The 473-nt window shown below is 35.7% G+C and carries 1 protein-coding gene; it reads right to left on the minus strand.

The genetic code is table 11. The features are described 5' to 3' along the window. Positions 1–228 precede the first annotated feature (228 nt). Positions 229–473, minus strand: a 245-nt coding sequence (locus tag Xsze_RS22515) for a hypothetical protein (protein WP_211293382.1), incomplete at its 5' end; no start/stop codon positions are given.

The following is a 473-nucleotide window of genomic DNA, read 5'->3' on the forward strand; positions in this document are numbered from 1 at the left end:
CGCGCATAGGTCAAAAAATTAAAGTCAAAGTCACCGTCTAAAGACGGTGGTTTTTACCAATGATATTGAAATAAAAAGGCATGATTTTATTGTCTACTTTGTGATGGGTCTCATAAATATTGCGCATTAAAATCCCAACGTGAAATATAACGACACAAAAACGAATATAAAACCCCCTGCATCATAAAATAGAACAAATTAAATCAATAACACATTGACGTTAAATAATTAAATTATCCATCTTGTTAAAAAAGTTATTTCACCTTTCATTATCGAGGCAATGATAAATAAATTAAGCAGATGAAAAAATAGAAAACTGACCTGAGATTCAAACGATGATTCAGGGATAACCACGTATCCCTGACGTGTTGTAAATACGGGTTTGTCTACTTTCCTTTCGACATCACCTTCTGCATCACCATCTGCCCAAACATACCAACGGATTGCCTGACCTGCCCCACGCCCTGACTCAT

Source organism: Xenorhabdus szentirmaii DSM 16338 (assembly GCF_002632585.1).
GTDB lineage: Bacteria > Pseudomonadota > Gammaproteobacteria > Enterobacterales > Enterobacteriaceae > Xenorhabdus > Xenorhabdus szentirmaii.